The 17,171-nt window shown below is 72.2% G+C and carries 10 protein-coding genes; 2 read left to right on the top strand and 8 right to left on the bottom strand.

What is annotated here, in order from left to right; translation table 11 throughout:
* Window positions 1-92: 92 nt before the first annotated feature.
* Together galE and ACFVGW_RS12740 are read right to left on the bottom strand one after the other, a co-directional pair.
* On the bottom strand, window positions 93-1,079 hold the full coding sequence (galE, locus tag ACFVGW_RS12745) for a UDP-glucose 4-epimerase GalE (protein WP_385851962.1): 987 nt from the start codon (window positions 1,077-1,079) through the stop codon (window positions 93-95).
* Window positions 1,080-1,097: 18 nt separating this feature from the next.
* Window positions 1,098-2,678, bottom strand: coding sequence for a glycosyltransferase family 2 protein (locus tag ACFVGW_RS12740; RefSeq protein WP_385851961.1), 1,581 nt, complete (start codon window positions 2,676-2,678; stop codon window positions 1,098-1,100).
* A 196-nt stretch (window positions 2,679-2,874) separates the two neighbouring features.
* Between ACFVGW_RS12740 and ACFVGW_RS12735 the strand changes: the two genes are divergently transcribed.
* Complete coding sequence (locus ACFVGW_RS12735; protein WP_385851960.1) at window positions 2,875-4,608, top strand: stealth family protein; 1,734 nt, start codon at window positions 2,875-2,877, stop codon at window positions 4,606-4,608.
* Window positions 4,609-4,716: 108 nt separating this feature from the next.
* Here ACFVGW_RS12735 and ACFVGW_RS12730 read toward each other — a convergent pair whose 3' ends face one another.
* Window positions 4,717-7,533: a stealth conserved region 3 domain-containing protein gene (locus ACFVGW_RS12730; RefSeq protein ID WP_385851959.1), complete on the bottom strand. Its 2,817-nt coding sequence runs from the start codon at window positions 7,531-7,533 to the stop codon at window positions 4,717-4,719.
* On the bottom strand, window positions 7,530-8,453 hold the full coding sequence (locus tag ACFVGW_RS12725) for a hypothetical protein (RefSeq protein WP_383297311.1): 924 nt from the start codon (window positions 8,451-8,453) through the stop codon (window positions 7,530-7,532). Before ACFVGW_RS12725 ends, ACFVGW_RS12730 begins: the two co-directional genes overlap by 4 nt.
* 303 nt (window positions 8,454-8,756) lie before the next feature.
* Between ACFVGW_RS12725 and ACFVGW_RS12720 the strand changes: the two genes are divergently transcribed.
* Window positions 8,757-10,895, top strand: a complete 2,139-nt coding sequence (locus tag ACFVGW_RS12720; RefSeq protein ID WP_385851958.1) for a PIG-L family deacetylase — start codon at window positions 8,757-8,759, stop codon at window positions 10,893-10,895.
* Between the two features lie 89 nt (window positions 10,896-10,984).
* Here the strand turns inward: ACFVGW_RS12720 and obgE are convergent, their stop codons facing one another.
* The 4 genes from obgE to ACFVGW_RS12700 all read right to left on the bottom strand — a co-directional run bounded on the left by obgE (window position 10,985) and on the right by ACFVGW_RS12700 (window position 17,162).
* Window positions 10,985-12,424, bottom strand: coding sequence for a GTPase ObgE (gene obgE / locus ACFVGW_RS12715; protein ID WP_352187855.1), 1,440 nt, complete (start codon window positions 12,422-12,424; stop codon window positions 10,985-10,987).
* Window positions 12,425-12,566: 142 nt separating this feature from the next.
* On the bottom strand, window positions 12,567-12,821 hold the full coding sequence (gene rpmA, locus ACFVGW_RS12710) for a 50S ribosomal protein L27 (protein WP_260226291.1): 255 nt from the start codon (window positions 12,819-12,821) through the stop codon (window positions 12,567-12,569).
* 14 nt (window positions 12,822-12,835) lie between these two features.
* Entirely contained in the window at window positions 12,836-13,156 is a 321-nt protein-coding gene (gene rplU / locus ACFVGW_RS12705) for a 50S ribosomal protein L21 (RefSeq protein ID WP_015033583.1), read from the bottom strand.
* Between the two features lie 253 nt (window positions 13,157-13,409).
* Window positions 13,410-17,162 carry a ribonuclease E/G gene (locus tag ACFVGW_RS12700; protein WP_385851957.1) on the bottom strand — a complete coding sequence of 1,251 codons (3,753 nt, stop codon included), beginning with the start codon at window positions 17,160-17,162 and terminating at the stop codon, window positions 13,410-13,412.
* Window positions 17,163-17,171: the final 9 nt, after the last annotated feature.

Genomic DNA, 17,171 nt, shown 5'->3' with positions numbered 1-17,171 from the left:
AGCGGGGCCGGAGACGCGAGAGGCCCAGGACGACGAAGGGAGGGCCGCCGGTGACCGGCGGCCCTCCCTTCGTGTCGCGTGCAGGCGCCGGATCAGGCGGAGGCGCCTCGGCGGGCGACCCAGCCCGCCCAGGCGGAGTCGATCATGTCGCGGACGTCGTGGCGGGCCTTCCAGCCCAGCTCGGTGGCGATGCGGTCGGCGGAGGCGACGACCCGGGCGGGGTCCCCGGGGCGGCGCGGGGTGACGACCGGGACCCCGGAGTGGCCGCTGATCTCGTTGATCAGGTCGATCATCTCGGTGACGGAGACGCCCTCGCCACGGCCGATGTTGACCGTCAGATCGCGCGGCTCGCCCGCAGCGGCCCACTCGGCGAGCTTCCGCGCGGCCACGAGGTGCGCGTCGGCCAGGTCCTCGACGTGGATGTAGTCGCGGACACAGGTGCCGTCCGGGGTGGCGTAGTCGTCGCCGAAGACCTGCGGGGCCTCGCCGGCGTCGAGCCGTTCGAAGACCATCGGGACCAGGTTGTAGACACCGGTGTCGGCCAGCTCGGGGGTCGCGGAGCCCGCCACGTTGAAGTAACGCAGGCAGGCGGTCGAGATGCCGTGGGCCTTGCCGGCCGCGCGGACCAGCCACTCGCCGGCCAGCTTGGTCTCGCCGTACGGGCTCAGCGGCAGGCAGGGCGTCTCCTCGGTGACGAGGTCGACGTCGGGCATACCGTAGACGGCGGCCGAGGAGGAGAAGAGGAAGCTGCGCACACCGCCGGCGGCGACGGCCTCGAGGAGGACGGTGAGCCCCAGCACGTTCTCGCGGTAGTAGAGCAGCGGCTGCTCGACGGACTCGCCGACCTGCTTCTTCGCGGCGAGGTGGACGACGCCCGTGACACCGTGCTCGGCGATGGTCCGGTCGAGCAGCTCGCGGTCCAGGGTCGATCCGACCACCAGGGACACGCCCTCCGGGACCCGGCCCTCGTAGCCCGTGGACAGGTCGTCGAGGACGACGACCCGCTCCCCCGCCTGCGTCATGGCGCGGACCACGTGCGAGCCGATGTATCCGGCACCACCGGTGATCAGATAAGTCATACGCCCAAATCCCTTTCGCTAAGTACCGCGGGAGAGCCTGCGGAGCCTGGCTGCGACCGTCCGGAGTCCGTCACGGACACCGGGTGCGATCCGCATCGCGAGCGAGCCGTTCGCCGTGGTGTACTGCTGCACCAGCAATACACCGTATCGGCTGCTCGGCAGGACCCACCGGCGTTGGCGCTCATCGGGCAGCCGCAGCGCGGTGGCGAAGGACGCGCCGTCCGCGCAGCTCACCGTGATCCGCAGGTCCCAGAGCTGGATGCCCCTGCCCTCCCGGCGGCGGCCCGCCCGCGCGAGGGCGGTGAGTCCGGCCGGGACGCCGCCGGTCCAGCCGCCCGCCACCTCCCGCAGCTCGGCCCGTTCGGTACGGACGGACACGTCCGAGCCGCGGGGCAGGAACGAGACCTGGGCGGTACGGGGCACGGCCGGGGCCAGCCTGCCGTACAGGTCGCGGACCGTGAACCGCAGCTCGCCGCGGCCGCGACCGCGCAGATCGGCGTCCACGACGAGCGGGAGGGCGGCCGGGGGCAGGGTGTCGGCACCGTCCAGCTCCGCGCCGGGAAGGTCGTCGGACCAGACGGCGGTGCCCCCACTGCGGGCGTACGGCGGGAGGAGCCGGGGCGGGTCGGCGGCGAGCCGGGCCAGCCTGGCCAGGTCCCTGGGCTCGTCGGCGGCCAGGATGAAGCGGGCCATCCAGCGGGCGGGAGCCGTCGCGGCGGCGAGATCGCTCTCGTCGAACGCCTTGAGGTGCTCGCGGGTCGCCGCCCACCACTCTCGCCGGTAGGCGGGGTCGCGCCGCCGCAGCTCGCGGGCGTACAGACGCAGGTCGTGCTCGAGGAACTTGGTGCGGCAGGCGGCGGCGAACTCGGTACGGCCGGCCGCCTCGAAGGTCTCGACGGCCGTGCGGTGCGCGGCGATCCTGTCCTGCCAGTTGGTGACGCCGTCCCGGTCGAGGGAGATGGACAGGTGGGCGGCGGCGCGGCGTACGTGCCAGACGTAGACCGTGTCGGGGACCACGGCGACCCGGGGCGCGGCGGCCAGGACGCGGGCGGTGAAGAGGAAGTCCTCGTAGACGCAGTGGCCTTCGGGGAAGCTGATGCCGTGCTCGGCGAGGAAGGCCCGGTCGTACACCTTGTTGACGCAGAGCGTGTCGTGGACCAGCGGGATGAGGTCCGCCACCGTCTCCAGGAGGGCCGGCTCGTGGTAGAGCGCGGGCTGCCAGCGCACGTCGCGGCCCTCGGGCAGCTCGCGCCGTACGCAGGCGCCGACGGCGACGGGGGCGCGGTGGCGCTCGGCGGCCGCGACGAGCGCCTCGGCCGCCCCCTCGGGGAGGATGTCGTCGCTGTCGAGGAATATCACCACGGGAGCGGTGACCGCGCGGACGCCGTCGTTGCGCGGGGTGCCGCAGCCCCCGCTGTTCACCGTGCGGTGGACGACGCGCAGCCGGGGGTGGAGCGCGGCCAGCTCGTCCAGGACCCGCGCCGTGCCGTCGCTGGATCCGTCGTCGACGGCCACGACCTCGGCGACCACGGGTCCCTGGTCGAGGACGGACCGGATCGCCTCGCCGACGAGGGCCTCGTCATTGTGTGCGATTACCACGACACCGAGTTTGCCCGCTACCTGAGAATGGGTGACGCTGCTCACACCGGGGATCCTACGGGACGCGCACCCCACGGATGGCGCGCCGGGCTGCGTTCGTCCGGGGGCGGTCCCGGCCCCGCCGGGAGGGGGGTCGCCACCCGTCATACTGGATACGTTCACATGTCCGTATGACCAGGTTCAGGAGTCGACCGCAGTGCGCAATCCCGAGGCACCCCGGCTGCTTGGGGTCTACCGCCGAGCCATACCGGAACGCGTGCGGAAGGCCATCGTCGCGCAGGTCGACGCCGACGTCCGCCGCCGTCTGAAGATCCGCATCGCGAACGGCACCGCCGCCGCCGAGCGGCTGCGCAGCGGCCGGGTCGCCAAGCGGTACGAGGCACTCACCGCCGCCGAGGACCGCGCCGTGATCACGGCCGGCCGCGAGTCGAAGGTCGCGCTCGTCTCCGCCGGGATCACCCCGCTGGAGGCCCGCCGCGCGAACCTGGACGCCGTCCTGGCCGCGTTGTCCGCGGCGGGGGTCGAGCACTTCTGCGTACGGAGCCAGTCGGACACCGCCGCCGCCGTGGCCGTACGGGCGGAGGACCGCGCCACGGTCGTCAAGGCTCTCACCGACGCCTGTCACCGGCTGCCGGGCTACGTCGCCCCGATCGGCGGGAGCAGCGCCGTCTCGTCGACCTCCCAGCCCGGCTTCGAGGCGGCCACCTGGCAGCGGCTGCGCGACGCCGACGTGCTGCGCCTCACCTGGTACCACACCGATCCCACGCAGCTCCTGAAGCTCGGTGACCGGTACGGCTGCGACGTGGAGTTCTGGCACGAGGAGGACGGCGAACTGGTGGCGCCGAGGCCCGGCAGGATCGCCTCCGCGCTGCCGCTGCGCGGCGAGATCACCCCCGTCCCCGAGTCGTACTTCACCAGCCTCGCGCCCCGCGACCCGGCCGACGCGCCCCGGGTCCCGGCCCGCGCGGAGACGGCCGTCGTCCACACCGACGAGGTCACCTTCCCGATCGACGTCGTCTACACCTGGGTGGACGGCTCCGACCCGGCCTGGCTGCGCCGCCGCGCCGAGTTCTCGGGCGAGGCGTACCACGCGGAGGCGGCCAACGCGGCGCGCTACCTGAGCCGCGACGAGCTGCGCTACTCGCTGCGCTCGCTGCACATGTACGCGCCGTGGGTCCGGACGATCTATCTGGTGACGGACGACCAGCAGCCCGACTGGCTGGACACCGAGGTCCCCGGCCTGAAGGTGGTCAGCCACAAGGACGTCTTCCGCTCCCCCGGCCTGCTGCCGACGTTCAACTCGCACGCGATCGAGAGCCAGCTTCACCACATCGAGGGGCTCTCCGAGCACTTCCTCTACTTCAACGACGACGTGATGCTCGGCAACGAGGTCACCCCGCAGGACTTCTTCCACTCCAACGGGCTCACCAAGTTCTTCCCGTCCCCGGCCCTGGTGCCGCTCGGCGAGCGGACCGTCGACGACCCGCCGGTCGCTGCGGCCGGAAAGAACAACCGCCGCCTGATCGAGGAGCGTTACGGCGCGGTCCTGGTGCAGAAGATGAAGCACATGCCGCACGCGCTGCGCCGCAGCGTGCTGACGGAGATCGAGACCGAGTTCGAGGCCGAGTACCGCCGTACGGAGGCGAGCAGGTTCCGCAGCATCGACGACATCTCCATCTCGTCGTCGCTGCACCACTACTACGCCTTCCACACGCAGCGCGCGGTGCCCTCCCAGCTGCCGTACGCGTACCTGGACCTGACGCATCCGTGGACGGAGACCCGGCTCGGCCGGCTGCTCGCCAGCCGTGACAAGGCCGTCTTCTGTGTCAACGACACGGTGTCGACGGAGCAGGACGTGACCGAGCAGAAGGACCTGATCACGCCCTTCCTGGAGGCGTACTTCCCGGTGCCGAGCCCGTACGAGAAGTAGTCGGGAGGGCGGGGGCGGGGCGCGGGAAGGCCCGCCCCGCCGCCGCACGACAGCGAAGGGGCGCCGGAACCCGATCGGGTTCCGGCGCCCCTTCGCGTCGGTCGTGCGTCAGTCCCGCTCGTACGGCGAGCGGACCGGGAAGTACGCCTCCAGGAACGCCCGCAGGACACGGTCCTGCTCGTCCACCGGCACCTCGGCCTCGGCCGACTCGCCGATGCAGAAGACGTCCCGGTGGCGGGCCGCCAGCAGCCGGCTGAGCATCACGTGGTGCTTGTAGTCGCCGATGTTGGCGTAGCCGCAGGAGATACCGCCCTGCGCCGCCTTGCCCGTCAGGTACGCGTAGTGGTGGTGCAGCGACGACGTGATCGACAGGTCCGCGCGACCGCGGAACGGTGTGGCGGCCGTCTCACGGCTCCGCTCGGGCCAGCGCTCGCTGATCTCCTCCAGGACACTGCGGCGCAGCGGGTGCGGCGTGTGCAGGAATCCGTGGGTGGCGACCCGTCCGAAATCCTCCTCCAGCAGGGCCTGGTTGTTCTTCGCGGCGACGAAGTAGCCCTCGGTCTCCTCCGTGATCTCGCCCGGCGGGACAGCCGTGGGCGAGCGGAAGAAGAGGGAGTTGCCGTTGGACTGGAAGAACTTGTTCGGCGCCAGCGGACGGCCGAAGAAGACGTCGTCGTTCACGTACAGGAAGTGCTCGGACAGTCCCTCGATGCGGTGCAGCTGGGACTCGATCGCGTGCGAGTTGAACGTCGGCAGCCACGACGGGTCGGCGAAGATCTCGCTGTGGCTCACCACCTGGATGTCCGGGTGCTCGGTGTTCAGCCACGACGGCGTCTGATCGTCCGTGACCAGGAAGATCTTCCGGATCCAGGGTGCATGGGTCGCCAGCGAGCGCAGGGAGTAGCGGAGCTCGTCGCGGTTGCGGAAGCGGACGTCGCCGGCCTCGGCGCCGTCGACGGGCATGCCGTGGGCCTTCCGCGCGGCGTCGCGCTTCTTGCGCCACGCGGGGTCCGTGTCGTCCACCCAGGTGTAGACGGCGTCGATGGGGAAGTCGACGTTCCACATCAGCGACTTCGTGAAGACGTCGGACGTCGGGTAGTCGCGGTCACCGATGGTGATGCGGGCGGACTCCTCCAGCGAGGGCAGGCGGGGGCCGACAAGGGTCGTACCGGTGGGCGCGGCGAACCAGCCGCTGTCGTCCGCCGACCAGAACTCGACACGGCAGCCGTAGGCAGGGCCGTACCGAAGGGTCCGGCTCTCGCTGACCAGCGGCCGGAAGACACGCACGCCGTCGACGTCGGGCACCGCGGTGAGCGACTCGGCCAGGACGGCGCCGGGGGCGGCGGTCCGCGGGGTCACGAGTTCCGCGTAGACGGGGCGCCCGTTCATCTCCGTGCCGAGCGCGCGCAGTGCGCGCTCACGGTCCTCGGCCCGTACGGCCAGGCGATGGCCGACGGCCGCCGGGTCGTGCAGGAGGATGTAGCGCACGTCATGACGCTCGAACGCCTGGGCACAGAGTTCGAGGTTGATCTCGGCCATGCGCCAGGCGAGGGTCTCGTCGCTCACCTCGGCGAGCCGGCCCGCGGAGCGGACCAGCTTGTGCCGGTCCTGCGCCTGCAGGATGACCTCGCGTGCCTTCTGCTCGTCGGACGACGGCGAGAGCTTGCTGATCGGAGCCGAGAGGGCGAAGCTCCGGCTGCCGCCGGCCGCGATCCGGCGGGCGACCCGGTCGGCACGGTCGGCGACGCGCTTCGGCGCGTCCCGTTCGGCGAGTATCTCGGCGAACAGCTCGTCCCACTGGCTCGTGATGATCTCGGGGGCGAAGCGCTCACGTGCTCCGCTGCGCGCGGCGGCACCGAACGCGGTACGCAGATCGTCGTCGCCCATGAGGCGGGACATCGCGGCACCGAGGGAGGTCACGTCGTCGGCGGGCACGAGCAGGCCGTCCACCTCGTGGCGGACGATCTGCGACGGCCCGGTGAGGGCGTCGTACGCGACCACCGGGACGCCCGCGGTGAACGCCTCCAGCATCACCAGTCCGAACGACTCCACCCGGGACGGCATCAGGCAGATCGCCGCCTTGGCCCACTCCTTGGCCATCTCCTGGCTGCGGCCGACGAGCTCGACCCGGTTGTGCATGCCCAGGCCCTCGACCAGGCGGCGCAGGTTGACGAGCTGAGGGCCGTCGCCGAAGAGCCGCAGGGACCAGTCGGGGTGATCGGCGGCGATGTCGGCGAACGCCTGGACGGCGTGGTCGAGCTGCTTCTCCGGCACCATCCGGCCGGCCACCACGATGGTCTTGCTGCCGAGGTCGGAGCGCGGCCGGTAGCCGTCGGGCATCGCGTTGGGAATGGTGGCGAGGCGAGGCGCGGAGGCCCCCAGGGACTCGGAGAACCAGTCGGTGGTCAGCTCGGTGAGCGACACGAGGGCGTCGAGCTGGGGGGCGTGGGTGAGCAGCGGTTCGCCGGTGGCGCCGCGCAGCTGGGAGACGCGGTGCTCCTGGTGGACGGTGACCACGCGGGAGGGCACGAGCGAGACGGCGGCCGCCATGAGAGCGGGGGTGGTCGTGATGAGGACGTCCGTCTCGATGCCCGAGAGGGCCGCCGTCATCTCGATGTCGGACAGCCGGTCGAAGGTCGGCTCCCACGACTCCTGGATGAGCTCGCTCGGCAGCGAGGCGAGGGCCTCGCACTCCTGAGCGGTGAGGGAGGAGGCGCGTACCGGACGCGGCGTGCCGCCCGAGCGGTCCACGAGGTAGCGGATCGCCACGCTCTTGGCCTCGGGCAGGAACGGCTCGGGCGCGGTCTTGAAGACGCTGAGGATCTCGACCTCGTGGCGCGGCATGAGCTGAGCGGCCTGGGTGTAGGCAGCCATCTCGGTGCCGCCCATGGCGTCGCCCCAGGTGAGCAGGATGGTGATCTTCATGCGACTTCCTTTGCGCCGTCGTGGGCGCCTTCGAACTCAGCGCAGGAGACGGCGAGCGCTCCGGCCGACGTGACGTAGGCGTGCACTCGCAGGAGCGAGCCGTTCTCCAGGGCGATGATACGGAAAGAGGTGCGGATCACCTGATGGCGCCGACGGACGTCGGTCAGCCTGCGGGCGATCTTGAGACGCGTGCGACCGTGCTGAAGCTGGACGTCCCACCGCAGCGTGCGGCGCCCGGACACCATGCCGGACAGCGGGAGATCAAAGGTGAAGGCGTTCCCCTGCCACTCCGTGTGCGCCTCGACCACCGTGCCGCTGCCCCGCCGGACGGCCTGCGCCGTGTACGAGGAGGGGGGAGCCTGCGGTGCGATCAGGCGTCCGTGCACCGTGACACGGTCCCAGCGGAGGTCGAAGGAGTCGAGTTCGGCCTGCTGGACCGGGGCGCGGACCTTGAGGACCGCGAGACCGTCCACCGACCGCATGAGCCGGAACTGGGCGCCGCCGACAGGAGAGGGGGACACGGGCAGAGTCGGCCCGTCCGTCGTGTCGACGACGGGCGCCGCCACGCCGGCCCGCATCTCGCGACCGTCCTCACCGACGATCACGACGCTCATGCGCCACAGGCCGCTGGAGAGCGCGATCCCGGGGGCGCCGCTCTCGCCGTCGGCGGCGTACCGCAGGGCGGTCGTCGCCGTCAGGAGCCGCGTGCCGTCGCTCTGGGGCTCGGATTCCAGCTCGATCCGGTGGCGCCGTCCGCCGCGGACCAGCTCCAGTCCGGCCGAGGCGATGCCGAGCGCACCGGGGGCGAGCAGCGCCACGTTCAGAGTCCGGCCACCGAGGACCGAGAAGTGCACGGGACGGAGAAGGGGCCGGGGCCGGATCCCGCTGCCGAGAGCAGGCGCCGTATGCAGGCGCTCCACGCGCCGGCGCATTCTTACAGCCACCCGGCGGGCTCGCTTGGCGGCGCCCACCGCGTAGGGCAGCAGTGAGTCACTCACGCGATTCCCGGCTTCCGTTCTCAGCAGCTGACAGTCAGCCGCACATGCTGTCAAGGACGAAGTTCAATGGCAAGTTGACTCCCGATTTGACCATTATGTGATCGCCGTCACTCGATCAAGTGAAACCTACATGGCTGTTTCCCCTCTTTACCTGTGGCGATCTCGCCTGATCGCCGGCAGGGAAGCAGGGGGAAGATGGGCCGCCGGAACACTTTCGACCGATTCGTGACGTCTCGGCGCACGCTGCTCGGATCCGCGGCCGGCGTGGCGCTGGCCGGACTCGTCGGCGGCTGCACCACCGCGCCCGCCGGCGTGCCTCCCGTCGACCACGCGGGCGGTGGCGGCGCGGGGATGCCGGTGCGGCAGCTGGACGCCGAACCGCGGAACGGATTCGCGGAGCCCGGCGACGCGCGGGTGATGCAGATCGTGGCCCACCCGGACGACGACCTCTTCTTCATGAACCCCGACGTGATCCACACGCTGTCGAACGGCGTGCCGGTGATCTCCGTCTACGTCACGGACGGCGGTTCCTTCGGCGTGAACGCCGTCCCCGGCAGACCGAACCCGCCCGCGAACCTACCCGCGTACGTCTCCTCACGCCAGCAGGGCCTGCGACAGGCGTACGCACGGATGCTCGGCGCTCCGCTCTTCACCACGTGGGAGCGGACCACGATCCCGCTGCCCGAGGGCCGGGAGGCCGAGCTGAACGTCCTGGAGCACCAGGGACGGCGGGCGGAGCTGATCTTCCTCAACATACGGATGCACGCGAAGGACCGCGGCCGGACGGTCAACATGGCCCATCTGTGGGCCACCCCCGGCGTCCGTCTCCCCACCCAGCCCACCCCCGAATCCCCGGTCCGGCAGTCCTTCTCCTACGGCCGCGAGGACCTGGTGGACGCCCTGGTCTCGCTGCTGCGGCGCTACCGTCCCACCCTGATACGCACGCTCGACCCCGACCCGGACACCCAGGTCCACGACAAGCGGCACCCGCGCGGCAGCGACCAGGTCGGCTACTCCGATCATTCGGACCACACCGCCTCGGCGCTCTTCGCCTGGCGTGCGCTGGCCCGGTGGTCCGACGCGTCGGGGCGCAGCGGGAAGGCGCCCGCCTTCCAGACCGAGTCGTACCGCGGCTACTACAACCAGCGCTGGCCGCGCAATCTGTCGCCCGAGACGGTCTCCCTCAAGACCGAGTACCTCAACGCCTACGGCGGCGACCCGTCCTGGGACTGCGGCAACCCCTCCGGCTGCGGTGACTACGTGATCGGGAACGACCGCGTCCTCATCTCGAAGAAGGGGTGGGTACGCAGCACCCATCGCCGCTACCCGAACGCCGGGCCCCAGGTCGTGACCGCCGAGGACGGCTCCCTGACCGTGTACGCCGTGCTCGGCACCCGGCTCGCGCGCTGGACCGGCACGTCGGCCGGGGTCCTGGGCGCGCCCGAGGACCTCGGCGGCGGACCGCTGGCGCCCGCGATCTCCGTGACCACGGACGCCAAGGGCCGCCAGCTGATCTTCGCCCTGCGCTTCTCGCGGCTGGAGGGTCCCGCCTCCCGCAACGTCCGCGAGATCGTCATGCTCCGGCAGCGGACGGCCGGCGGCCCCTTCGACTCCAGCTGGGTCGGGCTCGGCAACCCCGAGCCCCGCCCCCGGCGCTCCCGGCTGACCGGTCCGCCGACCGCGGTGACCGGCGCGGACGGCCGCGTCCACGTCTTCGTACGGAACGGGGACAAGGGTGTCAGCACCCGGGTCCTCGACGCGCGGGGCGACTGGTCGCCCTGGCAGGCGCTGCCCGGCGGGTACGTCCAGGACGGTCTCGCCGCGACGGTGGACGGCGGCGGGCTGATCCACGTGTTCGCCGCCGCGCCCGGCTGGGTGGAGCACTGGGCGCAGCGCAAGCCGTCCGCCGAACTGCGCAAGGGGTCGCGGCGCTTCGTGGCACGACCGGGGGACGTCCCGGACGCGGTGACCGCCGCGGACGGTTCCGTCCTGCTCGGCTACCGCCCGGTGACGAGCGACCGCGTGATGGTCGAACGGCTGGCCGCGGGGCGGACCGGACGCTGGACGACCGTGGCGAACCCGGTCGTGCCGGGCTACGGCCGCGTCAGTCTGGTCGGCGGCCGCAAGCCCACCGCGGACGGGCTGCTGATGGCGGCCTCGGCCGGGGGCGGCGAGGCGCTGGTGTACGAGGTCCGCGACGGCGGAGCGGCCGAGGCGCGCGCCCGGCAGACCCCGGTCACGGTGGGCACACCGGCGGCGGTGACGGCGGTCGGCGGCGCTCCGGCGGCCGTGGTCACCCTCGGCCTGACGGGCCGCCCGGTCGTCACCCACCTCCGGGACATCGCGGACAGCCAGGCGTCCTGAGCCGGACGACGAGCGCCGCCGGACCCTCCGGGGGTTCGGCGGCGCTCGTCGGTTCCGGGCGGATTCCGGGCAGAGCCCGGAAGCAGACCTTAGAACGGGTTGAAGTCGTCGTACTCGCGCTGGGCGTCGTCCCGCTCCGCCTCGCGGTCGCGGCGGCGCTGCGCGGCCGGACGCGGGGCTTCGAGGCGGTGGTCCTCGCCACGGCGGCCGAGCATCTCCGCGCCGGCCATCATCGTCGGCTCCCAGTCGAAGACGACCGCGTTGTCCTCGGAGCCGATCGCGACGCCGTCGCCCGCACGGGCGCCCGCCTTCATCAGCGCGTCCTCGACGCCCAGGCGGTTGAGCCGGTCGGCCAGGTAGCCGACGGCCTCGTCGTTGTTGAAGTCGGTCTGGCGGACCCAGCGCTCCGGCTTCTCGCCGCGCACCCGGTAGACGTCCTCGGCCTCCTCGTAGGTGACCGTGAAGCCCGCGTCGTCGACCGCCTTCGGGCGGAGGACGATCCGCGTCGACTCCTCCTTCGGCTTGGCCGCACGCGCCTTGGCGACGATGTCGGCCAGTGCGAAGGACAGCTCCTTCAGTCCCGTGCGCGCCACGGCGGACGCCTCGAAGACCTGGTAGCCGCGCTCCTCCAGGTCGGGGCGGATCATGTCCGCCAGGTCCTGGCCGTCCGGGATGTCGATCTTGTTGAGGACGACGATGCGCGGGCGGTCCTCAAGACCGCCGTACTGCTTCAGCTCTTCCTCGATGATGTCGAGGTCGGTGACCGGGTCGCGGTCGGACTCCAGCGTCGCCGTGTCCAGGACGTGCACGAGCACCGAGCAGCGCTCCACGTGGCGCAGGAACTCCAGACCCAGGCCACGGCCCTGGCTGGCGCCGGGGATCAGACCCGGCACGTCGGCGATCGTGTAGACCGTCGAGCCGGCCGTGACGACGCCCAGGTTCGGGACGAGCGTGGTGAAGGGGTAGTCCGCGATCTTCGGCTTCGCGGCCGACAGCACGGAGATGAGCGAGGACTTGCCGGCGCTCGGGTAGCCGACCAGCGCCACGTCGGCGACGGTCTTCAGCTCCAGGACGATGTCCCGCGCCTCGCCGGGCTCGCCGAGGAGCGCGAAGCCGGGGGCCTTGCGGCGCGCGGAGGACAGCGCCGCGTTGCCGAGGCCGCCACGGCCGCCCTGGCCCGCGATGAAGGTGGTGCCCTGGCCGACGAGGTCGGCGAGCACCTCGCCCTGCTTGTCGAGGACGACGGTGCCGTCGGGCACGGTCAGGACGAGGTCCTGGCCGTCCTTGCCGGAACGGTTGTCGCCGGCGCCGGGCTGACCGTTGGTCGCCTTGCGGTGCGGCGAGTGGTGGTATTCGAGAAGCGTCGTGACGGCCTGGTCGACGACCAGGATCACATCACCGCCACGGCCGCCGTTGCCGCCGTCGGGGCCGCCGAGCGGCTTGAACTTCTCCCGGTGTACGGAGGCGCAGCCGTGGCCTCCGTTACCCGCGGCGACATGCAGCTCGACGCGGTCCACGAAGGTGGTCATGGTTCTGTGCCTCCAGATTGGGGGTCCCCCCGGCCGGAGGCTGGGGGAGGGTGCTACGAGGTGGAATGTCTATCTAGTAACACGCGAAAGGCGGACCCGCTTCCCTGCCGGGAAGTGAGGTCCGCCTCCGCAAAAGAACCGATCAGGCGACCGGAACGATGTTCACGACCTTGCGGCCACGGTGGGTGCCGAACTGCACCGAACCGGCCTGCAGGGCGAACAGCGTGTCGTCGCCGCCACGGCCGACGCCCGCGCCCGGGTGGAAGTGGGTGCCGCGCTGGCGGATCAGGATCTCACCGGCGCTGACGACCTGACCGCCGAAGCGCTTCACGCCGAGCCGCTGAGCATTGGAATCGCGACCGTTCCGGGTGGACGATGCGCCCTTCTTGTGTGCCATCTCTCCTCAGTCCCTTACTTCGCAGCCGCGGGGATGCCGGTGACCTTGATCGCCGTGTACTGCTGGCGGTGGCCCTGGCGACGGCGGTAGCCGGTCTTGTTCTTGTAGCGAAGGATGTCGATCTTCGCGCCCTTGTGGTGGTCCACGACCTCGGCCGTGACCTTGATACCGGCCAGCACCCACGGGTCGCTGGTCACGGCGTCGCCGTCGACAACGAGCAGCGTAGAGAGCTCTACGGTGTCGCCAACCTTGGCAGTGGAAATCTTGTCAACCTCAACGATGTCGCCGACAGCAACCTTGTGCTGGCGACCACCGCTGCGCACGATGGCGTACACGCGGATCTCTCTCTCACTCGGGAACGGTCCCCTGATGCCAGCCGCTCACGCGGGCCGAGGCCTGCGGCGATCCGGAAGTGGACGAGCGGCCTCTCCCGGAAGCCCGGGAGGAGGGTGCTCAGGGGGGTGGCGCGTCATACGACACGCCGACGGTCAAGGTTACGGGCCGGTGCCTCAAGGGGTCAAATTCGGTGACTTCACCCTCCGGGGCGGTGCGGGCCGTCCCTGGGGACGGCCCGCACCGGCGGCAACCTCAGTCCTGCGCGGGGGCGGCCGTCTTCTTGGTGGCCGCCTTCTTCGCAGTGGTCTTCTTCGCCGCGGTCTTCTTGGCCGTCGCCGTCTTCTTGACGGCGGCCTTCTTCGCGGTGGCCTTCTTCGCCGTCTTGCGGGCGGCCGTCTTCTTGGCCGGGGCGGCAGCCTCGGCCTCCGCCTCCGCGACGGGCGCCTCGGCCGGGGCCTCGGCGTCGGCCGGCGCGGCGGCCGGGGAGTCGACCACCAGGACGGCGGCCTCCTCCGCGCCCGACGGGGAGCCGGCGGGGGCGGTCACCTTGCGGACGACCCGGCGACGGGCCCTCGGCGGGGCGGCCACGGGGGCCTCCTCGACGACGGGCTCGGGCGCGGCCTCGACGACCGGCTCCGGGGCGGCGACCGGCTCGACGACGGTCTCGACGACCGCCTCGCCGGCCGGCGAGCCGGCCGGGGCCGTCGCCTTGCGGGTGGCACGGCGGCGGGCACGGGGAGCCGGGGCGGCCTCCTCGACGACCGGGGCGGCCTCGGCCACCGGGGCCTCGACGACCGGCTCGGGCTCGGCGACGGGCGCCGGCTCCTCGACCACGACCGGGGCGGGAGCCGCGGCGACCGGAGGACCGGCCGGCGCGGAGACCTTGCGGGTCGCCCGACGGCGGCCGCGGCCACGCGTGGCGGCGGCCTCGGCCTCGGCGGCGCTGCTGTACAGCTCCTCGTCGGCGCGGAAGGGCTCCTCCACGGCCACCGGGGCGGCGATCTCCGCGGCCACCTCGGCCTCGGTCTCGACCGTCTCGGTCTCGGAGTCGGTCTCCACCGTGTCGACGTGCTCGTGCTCGTGGTGCTCGGCACCGCCGCGGCCGCGCTTCTTCGCACGCTTGCCGCTGCCGCCGCCGCCCGGGGCGGTCGGCTGCTCCATGTGCACGATCACGCCACGGCCGTTGCAGTGGACGCAGGTCTCGGAGAAGGACTCCAGCAGACCCTGGCCGACCCGCTTACGGGTCATCTGGACGAGGCCCAGCGAGGTGACCTCGGCCACCTGGTGCTTGGTCCGGTCACGGCCCAGGCACTCCAGGAGGCGGCGCAGCACCAGGTCGCGGTTGGACTCCAGGACCATGTCGATGAAGTCGATGACGACGATGCCGCCCAGGTCGCGCAGGCGCAGCTGGCGCACGATCTCCTCGGCCGCTTCGAGGTTGTTCCTCGTCACGGTCTCTTCGAGGTTGCCGCCCTGACCGGTGAACTTGCCGGTGTTGACGTCGACGACGATCATCGCCTCGGTCTTGTCGATCACCAGCGAGCCGCCGCTCGGCAGCCAGACCTTGCGGTCCAGCGCCTTCATCAGCTGCTCGTCGATCCGGTACGTCGCGAAGACGTCGACCTCGCTCGTCCACTTGGACAGGCGGTCGGTCAGGTCCGGGGCGACGTGGTTCACGTACCCGTGGATGGTCTCCCAGGCGTCGTCGCCGCTGACGATGACCTTCGAGAAGTCCTCGTTGAAGATGTCGCGGACGACGCGGACGGTCATGTCCGGCTCGCCGTACAGAAGGGTCGGAGCGTTGCCGCTCTTCGCCTTCTTCTGGATGTCCTCCCACTGGGCCTGCAGACGCTCGACGTCACGGCGCAGCTCGTCCTCGCTCGCACCCTCGGCGGCGGTGCGCACGATGACGCCCGCGTCCTCGGGGACGATCTTCTTGAGGATGGTCTTCAGACGCGCGCGCTCGGTGTCCGGGAGCTTGCGGCTGATGCCGGTCATCGAGCCCTCGGGGACGTACACGAGGTAACGGCCCGGCAGGGAGACCTGGCTGGTCAGACGCGCACCCTTGTGGCCGATCGGGTCCTTCGTCACCTGGACGAGGACCGACTGGCCGGACTTGAGGGCGGTCTCGATGCGGCGCGGCCCGTTGGCCATGCCGAGCGCCTCGAAGTTGACCTCACCGGCGTACAGGACGGCGTTGCGGCCCTTGCCGATGTCGACGAAGGCGGCCTCCATGGACGGCAGCACGTTCTGGACCTTGCCCAGGTAGACGTTGCCGACGTACGAGGTGGCCTGCTCCTTGTTGACGTAGTGCTCGACGAGCACGTTGTCTTCCAGGACGCCGATCTGGGTGCGCTCGCCGTTCTGGCGGACGACCATGACGCGCTCGACGGCCTCACGGCGGGCCAGGAACTCGGCCTCGGTGATGATCGGGACGCGGCGGCGGCCCTGCTCGCGGCCCTCACGGCGACGCTGCTTCTTCGCCTCCAGGCGGGTCGAGCCCTTGATGGACTGGACCTCGTCGGACGGCTCGGCCTTCTCACGGGCCGGGCGGGGCTCGCGGACCTTGACGACCGTACGGACGCCGTCCTCCTCGCCCGCCTCGGTCTCGCCACCCGCGTCACCGCTGCGGCGACGACGACGGCGACGGCGACGGGAGCTGCTGGAGCCGCCGGACGGCGCGCCGCCCTCGTACTCGTCGGACTCGCCCTCCTCGTCGGACTCCTCGTCCTCGGCGCGGGCCTCGTCCGACTCCTCGCTCTCCTCGGCCTCCTCGGCCTCCTCGGCCTCGGCGAGCTCACCGCGACGACGGCGACGGCCGCCACGGCGGCGACGGCGGGACGGACGGTCGCCGTACTCGTCGGACTCCTCGGCCTCCGCCTCGGGCTCCTCGGCCTCGACCTCGGGCTCGTCGGCGACGGTGGCCGGCACGGGCTCGACGGCGACGGGCTCGACGGGCTCGCCACGACGGCGGCGACGCCGCCGGCCGGCGGGCTCGGCACGCTCGGCCGTCTCGACGACGGCGGCGGCGGCGGGCTCCTCGACCGTCTCCTCGACCGCCTCCTCCTCGTCCTCCTCCGGCTCCACGGCCTCGGCGGCAGCGGCGGCGGCCGCGGTCTCCGGGGTCTGGAACATCGGCTCGGTGAAGACCGGGGCCTGGAAGACGGCGACGGCGGGGCGCGCGGCACGGCGACCGCGGGGCTCCTCCTCCTCCGCCTTGGGGGCGGCGACCGGCTCGGCGGTGAACTGCGGCGACGACGCGCGGCGGCGGGTACGGCCGCGGGTGGCGGCCTTCTCGGCGGCGGCGACCTCGGGCTCGGCCTCTTCGGCGGAGATCTGCGCGACGGTCTCCTGCGGCAGGCTCTCGCCGGCGGCGGGGGTGACCTCGGGGCTGGTGGCCTTGCGGGTCGCGCGGCGGCGGGTGCGCGCCGGAGCGGCGGGCTCCTCGGCAGGCGCCTGCTCCACGACGGGCTCGGCGACCGGCTCGGCGACCGTCTCCGCGGCCGGCTCGACGACCGTCTCGGCGACGGGCTCGGGTGTGGTGGCCTTACGGGTCGCACGACGGCGCGTACGAGCGGGTGCGGCGGGCTCCTCGACGGAGGGCGCGGGGGCCTCGGGGGCCGCTTCCACGACAGCCTCGGCGACCGGCTCGGGCGTGGTGGCCTTACGGGTCGCACGACGACGGGGACGCGCCGGGGCGGCCTCCTCGGCGGGGGCCTCGGCGGCGGGGGCCTCGGTGGCCGCCTCCACGACGGGCGCGGCCTCTGCGGCCGGCTCCGGGGCGGCGGTCTTCCGCGTTGCGCGACGGCGCGTACGGGCGGGAGCGGCCTCGGCGGCGGGCTCCGGGGTGGCGGGCGTCTCCACGACGACCTCGGCCACGGTGTCGGTGACCTCCGCCGCGACCGGCGGACCGGCGGGGCGGGAAGCCGCCCGGCGCCTGCGGCGCGGCGGCAGCTTGTCACCAGGTGCGTTGTTGTCGGTGTTCTCTTCGTGCTGTTCGAGCATGCGGGCGGT

This window comes from Streptomyces sp. NPDC127129 (assembly GCF_042671585.1).
Classification (GTDB): domain Bacteria; phylum Actinomycetota; class Actinomycetes; order Streptomycetales; family Streptomycetaceae; genus Streptomyces.
The sequence above is the reverse complement of the archived record's forward strand: the minus strand, read 5'-3'. Positions and strand labels throughout refer to the sequence as shown.

Coding starts and splice junctions, on each gene's coding strand:
- rpmA (WP_260226291.1), bottom strand. CDS start 12,821: ATGGCACACAAGAAGGGCGCATCGTCCACCCGGAACGGTCGCGATTCC.
- galE (WP_385851962.1), bottom strand. CDS start 1,079: ATGACTTATCTGATCACCGGTGGTGCCGGATACATCGGCTCGCACGTG.
- ACFVGW_RS12730 (WP_385851959.1), bottom strand. CDS start 7,533: ATGAAGATCACCATCCTGCTCACCTGGGGCGACGCCATGGGCGGCACC.
- ACFVGW_RS12700 (WP_385851957.1), bottom strand. CDS start 17,162: ATGCTCGAACAGCACGAAGAGAACACCGACAACAACGCACCTGGTGAC.
- obgE (WP_352187855.1), bottom strand. CDS start 12,424: ATGACCACCTTCGTGGACCGCGTCGAGCTGCATGTCGCCGCGGGTAAC.